The 5,065-nt window shown below is 40.1% G+C and carries 6 protein-coding genes; 5 read left to right on the plus strand and 1 reads right to left on the minus strand.

Annotation, left to right across the window (positions count from 1 at the left end; translation table 11 throughout):
- Positions 1-394: 394 nt before the first annotated feature.
- The gene (locus L2W36_RS27045) at positions 395-1,579 is read left to right on the plus strand and encodes a protein rep (RefSeq protein WP_236112043.1); all 1,185 of its coding nucleotides are present in this window, start codon (positions 395-397) and stop codon (positions 1,577-1,579) included.
- Positions 1,580-2,004: 425 nt separating this feature from the next.
- On the opposite strand, the gene L2W36_RS27050 is transcribed toward L2W36_RS27045, so the two are convergent.
- Positions 2,005-2,184, minus strand: coding sequence for a hypothetical protein (locus tag L2W36_RS27050; RefSeq protein ID WP_236112044.1), 180 nt, complete (start codon positions 2,182-2,184; stop codon positions 2,005-2,007).
- 112 nt (positions 2,185-2,296) lie between these two features.
- Here L2W36_RS27050 and L2W36_RS27055 point away from each other — a divergent pair, with 112 nt between their 5' ends.
- From L2W36_RS27055 to L2W36_RS27070, 4 genes are all read left to right on the plus strand, one after another.
- Positions 2,297-2,470 (plus strand): hypothetical protein, encoded by a 174-nt coding sequence (locus L2W36_RS27055; protein ID WP_236112045.1) that lies wholly within the window; start codon positions 2,297-2,299, stop codon positions 2,468-2,470.
- Positions 2,471-3,184: 714 nt separating this feature from the next.
- Positions 3,185-3,424: a hypothetical protein gene (locus L2W36_RS27060; RefSeq protein ID WP_236112046.1), complete on the plus strand. Its 240-nt coding sequence runs from the start codon at positions 3,185-3,187 to the stop codon at positions 3,422-3,424.
- A gap of 2 nt (positions 3,425-3,426) precedes the next feature.
- Positions 3,427-4,473: a P2 family phage major capsid protein gene (locus L2W36_RS27065; RefSeq protein WP_236112047.1), complete on the plus strand. Its 1,047-nt coding sequence runs from the start codon at positions 3,427-3,429 to the stop codon at positions 4,471-4,473.
- Between the two features lie 109 nt (positions 4,474-4,582).
- Positions 4,583-4,834 carry an ogr/Delta-like zinc finger family protein gene (locus L2W36_RS27070; RefSeq protein ID WP_268980872.1) on the plus strand — a complete coding sequence of 84 codons (252 nt, stop codon included), beginning with the start codon at positions 4,583-4,585 and terminating at the stop codon, positions 4,832-4,834.
- Positions 4,835-5,065 lie beyond the last annotated feature (231 nt).

Consider the following 5,065-nt stretch of genomic DNA (forward strand, 5'->3'; position numbering starts at 1 on the left):
AAAAAAATGATAAATCAAATCAGGAAGCAGGTGCTCTATGTGTGAGTATATAACCTCGGATCTTCCGCTTCAAGCCTCTAGCCCTCATAAGGGTATTTCCTCGTATCTGTTTCGTGCTAAGAATCATGCTCCTGATGGGCAGGATTCGTTGATCTCTGAGTGGTCGGAATGGTCGGAAAAAACGAACTTGGTATATGACACGAAATCACAGGCCGCTGAGGTCGAGATTTTAGATACTGAAAGCGGTGAAATTCAAACACTTAGAGTTAAAAACAAGGGTAAGAAAAGCACTAAAAAAACTGGGCTAGAATCGAGAGATGAAAGATACCGGCTTCAATCGACAAGCCGTTCTGTTTTGGGGCGAGAATGGAGGGTTTCAAAGTGCAATCGATGTATGATTCACCTGGATCTAGATGGTGGAAAAAAAATACCTCGTGGTTACGCTGGAATCCTTAAAGGCGATAAAGGCGGTGCTTTTTTTGGTGGTTTGGTTCAGTGTGGGTCTGTTTGGACGTGTCCAGTATGCGGTGCAAAAATTGCCGAGCGTAGAGCTGATGAATTAAGAACGGCTATGGGGGAAGCAAAAAAACGTGGTCTTCACGTTGCGCTTCTTACTGCGACAGTTCGTCATGGTATCGGTGATCATATTTCTGATTTAATGCCTAAGCTGGCCAAGTCACAAACATCATTTTGGGGGCGAAGAAAAGTAAAGGATACTTTTGACAGCTTTGGCCTTGTTGGTCGTGTTCGTTCTCTAGAGGTTACTTACGGTTCTTCGGGGTGGCATCCCCACGTACATATTCTTGTGTTTTCTGAGAAGAAAATTCCAAAAGCAGTAAAGAGAAACTTATCACTCGAGTGGCAAAAATCTTGCGTTTCTGCAGGGTTACCTAAGCCTACATTAGAAAATGGTTTTGATGTTAGGAACGGGGAAGCAGCAGGTGAGTACGTTTGTAAATTTGCGGATGATAGTAAGCTGCCGGTTAAGACTGGTAGTGGTGATGTTGTCACTTGGGACTCTGCAGATGAAATGACAAAAAGCCAATCGAAGAAAGGTAGACAAGGAAATATTACACCTTTCGATATGCTTAGGTTGATTGACGATAGTAATACTTCGGATAGTCAGAAAAAATTCTATAGAGCTAGGTTCGAAGAGTACGCTGTAGCTTTCAAAGGGCGTCGTCAGTTGGTTTGGTCTCGAGGTCTGAGGGATGAATTCGATATGGGCAAGGAAAAAACTGACGAAGAGTTAGTTTTGGAAATGAACGAAGAATCGAATGTAATGGCTTTACTTGATAAAAACGAAATGTCTGCATTGAGTAGAAAGGAACTACGTTCTACTGCGTTGGCTTTGATCGAAAATGGTGGTAGAGATGCACTTGCTCGTCTCCTTTATCCGCTAGCTGGGTCGGATATGACGATGGAAGAATATTTGCGGTATTTCAATTCCAGAATGCAACGCTCTGAGTTTGGTTTTCATCACGTGACGTGTGGGTGTGGCGAGACGTTTAGTTTTTCTGGCCTGTCTGCACATTGTCCGCATTGTGCTACCAAAATGACTATTGATCCCGAACGGTAGTCTCCAACTGTGCTAAATACGTCTTTTCGCTAGTTGAGAATTTCTATCAACGGTAGAAACTCGTAATTTGCTGTCATTGGGAATGATTCCTAACGACAACAAATGCTTATTTGCTCTTGTTGAGAATGATTCTATACACGAAGAAAGTTAAATTCTTTCGTGTTGATATTGTTTATCAACACGAACAAACTCTAATTTGTACGGTTTGAAAGGGGTTGTTTGCGCCCAGTGGCGCACCTTCATGAGGTTGTGGGCTTGATGGACTAGCCCCGCAGGGATAAGCAAAGCACGAAGTGCAAGCGAGGCACCAAGCCCCGCACAATGCTGATTTGGAATGCTGAATTTATGGGGCGCGGTTAGTGTGCGCCTTTGTTTGAGATTGGTGTTCCCCCCATCCTGCTAAGCCATTCTTTTTCTTCAGTGTATTACTGGTCTTGTTTATTTAATGCTTCTTTTGCAGCGTTCTGTACAAAAGTGCTCCAGGGAATCCCCATTTCTTCGGCCTTTTTTTGGGTCTCAGCAAGTAGAGCATCATCCCACCTTATTAGCTTTGAAGTTTTACCTGGCACTTTGTTGCGGTGTTTGTCTTCTGTCTTTTTTGTCATTTATCTCACCATCTACCTATTTTTTCCTAGACTATGCGTATATACGCTGGTATTGTTCGTATATACGTGCGTATGTACGCAACAATACCATGAAGTTAGTAGAGAGTTGAATATGACAAAAGAAATTATTGAGAAAAATGAGCAGTTAGATGAGATTAGAGCTAATTCTTTGTTTCTAGTTAAAGCCTTACTCTTTCAAATGGCGGAACCTGGTGCGGTTAGTGATGATGACATTTGCCGTTGTTTAAATATGATCGAGCGTCAATTATCTATGAGAGATATCTAGTTTTCGATATTTCTAACTAACTTACAGAATTGTGCCCTTCCTGACGTAAGGGAGAGGTAAGGGCACGAAAAAAACACTCCCCCTCACCCACCTGCGCGCTTTTCGATCTGGGTTTTTGCGAAGTTCTATTTCGTTGAAATAAGCTATCGGAGCATCACTACAATGACCGTCTCAAGCCTTATGAATAGCGGGGGCTTCGATAAATTAAGTCTTCTCAAAATGGCTTACAGGGCGTTTTTCAAAATTTCAATTATTGAAAAAAATTCCGGTTTTTTGAAATTTTACTACTGTTTTTTCTATTAGGTAATTTTTCTAAATACATGAAAATAAAGCTTTTTGTCTGCTTTTTGTCAGGTTTTTCACTGAATGAAGAAAAAAAGAGATTTACAGTTACTCTATATAAATCAATATCTTATCAATAAACTTCATTTCATTTTTTTTCAAATTTCATTTGTGTTCCTTTGTCTTTAGAGCCTCCAGTAAGAAAAATAAATTAAATTTATTTTATGCTGTTTTTGTGATTGTTTATTCACTTTAGGTTATCAATAATCATCATGTTACATCAATATAATTCCATTTGGTTTTATTATTCCAATCGTAAACATTGCAGTAAAATCAGTCCTATTTACATTTATTCTCTAAGTGTTTTAATAATTCCGAAAATATCGGAAATGGTTTTTTATTACCCATTCATTAACCTTGGAGTGATTTTTTATGCAAGAGCGCAATCGTTACTATCGTGGTGCTGGTTACCATGTAGACCGTCATTCTGCAGAGGAGTTTGCAGATAAATACTTAGATGATGATGGCAAATTGATAAATCTGGATTCGGAAGATTTCCAGGTAGATTTAGAGGTTTTTCTTCGTTCTCACAGCATGGTTGAAGAGGCCTATAGAACAATAGAAACCCCTCATCTTTTCCAAGAACTTCGTGATCCAGATGGAGTGTTTTAATTATGAGCTTACCTAAACATCATTTTTCCATTCTGAATAATCATTTTTCTGCTATGGCTAAGACTTACAATATCTCAGCAGGAGATATTGCCAATGGTTTTAACCCTGACGGAACAGTGTTGCCAACATTCTTTCATGGTGGTCTGATGCTTTTATCTTCAGATGAAAGTCATCCATTAACTGATATCAATATCGTTACTGTAGAAGATCGCCAGGGCGATGCTTTTCTTTGGGCGGGTGGTGAGCCTTGCACATCTAGAACAGATATGGACTCTCGCGATCGAGAGACTTCGAGTTTATTGAGCAACCCATCAAAGTATGTAACTCAAGAAACTCAATGTGACGTGCATATTCCTTATGGAACTATTTCAAAGTGGGCCATGGCTGCGAAAAGTAAGCAGTACGGAAAATCTGAGCAGCAAAATTTTAGTAGTAAATATTCAAAATTTACTCAGAGACGCGTTTGTTTGGATGTTCTTAATATTGGCTTTAATGGAATTTCAGTTTCCAATGAAACGTCACCAACAGCTAAGTTGACTGATGTTAATAAAGGTTGGACTCAAATTGTCAAAGAACAGTTGCCTGAACAAATAATGTCTACACCTTTAACAGTTGGAGCCGGTGGCGATTACGTTAATCTTGATGCTGCGGTTGCCGACCTTCTTGATCAGAAAGTTGATGTTGCATTGCGAGATGACCTGGTGTGCATCATTAGTGATAATTTGATCGCGGATGAAAGATGGCGCTTCTATAACTCAAATGAGTTCCACTCTGAGAAAAAGAATACTTCTGACACATTCAAACATTTTGGTGGTTTGGATTTGGTTCGTATTCCTAACTTTCCTGACAACACAATTGTTGTTACCTCTCTCGATAACCTGTCTGTATACATTAAAGAGTCAACTACTTATCGACAAATCGTATGTAACTCGAAGCGTAATCGAGTAGAAGATTACCAACATCGAGAAGAGTCATATGTTGTTGAGAACATGGCGAAATATGCTGCTTTAACTGCCTTGTCACCTAAGGCGCAAGAGGCAGCTTCTTAAACCCTAGGAATTGAGTCATTCCTAAATAACGCCGCCACTCTCTTCGGTTTCCTCTGGGGCGGCATTGGGTAGCCCGTTCTCCTAAACGGGCTTTTTTTGGAGTCTTTTGATGCGAGTTACTTGCAATGAATGCGGTGGAAAAGCCGTGATAACAAAAACAAATCGTCTCTCATTGGATGCCGTGGACCTCTATTGTTCTTGTGGTAATTGCGGGCATAGGTTTGTTTGGTCTGCTGGCTTCAAACATTCATTAGCCGGCTCAAATGGTGAGAAGAAGGAAATGATTTATTCGTTAATTGGTGGGATGTCGAAAGAAGAAAAGCGTGATCTTGCTCAGTCGATTTTGCAGGTTTGTTCTTAATTTTGTTGCGTATATACGGTTTTGTTGTATTCTATCTGGGTCAGAGAAAAGAAAACCCAGTGCGGGAACACTGGGTTAAATCCTTTTCAGAACACTACAACCAAGGATTTTGCCAGTCCAATGATTCAATCAAAAAAAATGATAAATCAAATCAGGAAGCAGGTGCTCTATGTGTGAGTATATAACCTCGGATCTTCCGCTTCAAGCCTCTAGCCCTCATAAGGGTATTTC

The organism is Vibrio sp. McD22-P3, from assembly GCF_021568915.1.
Lineage (GTDB): Bacteria > Pseudomonadota > Gammaproteobacteria > Enterobacterales > Vibrionaceae > Vibrio > Vibrio mediterranei.

Excerpts from the sequence above, each read along its gene's own strand:
- L2W36_RS27045 (WP_236112043.1), top strand. The coding sequence starts at position 395 with ATGATTCACCTGGATCTAGATGGTGGAAAAAAAATACCTCGTGGTTAC.
- L2W36_RS27050 (WP_236112044.1), bottom strand. The coding sequence starts at position 2,184 with ATGACAAAAAAGACAGAAGACAAACACCGCAACAAAGTGCCAGGTAAA.
- L2W36_RS27070 (WP_268980872.1), top strand. The coding sequence starts at position 4,583 with ATGCGAGTTACTTGCAATGAATGCGGTGGAAAAGCCGTGATAACAAAA.
- L2W36_RS27060 (WP_236112046.1), top strand. The coding sequence starts at position 3,185 with ATGCAAGAGCGCAATCGTTACTATCGTGGTGCTGGTTACCATGTAGAC.
- L2W36_RS27055 (WP_236112045.1), top strand. The coding sequence starts at position 2,297 with ATGACAAAAGAAATTATTGAGAAAAATGAGCAGTTAGATGAGATTAGA.
- L2W36_RS27065 (WP_236112047.1), top strand. The coding sequence starts at position 3,427 with ATGAGCTTACCTAAACATCATTTTTCCATTCTGAATAATCATTTTTCT.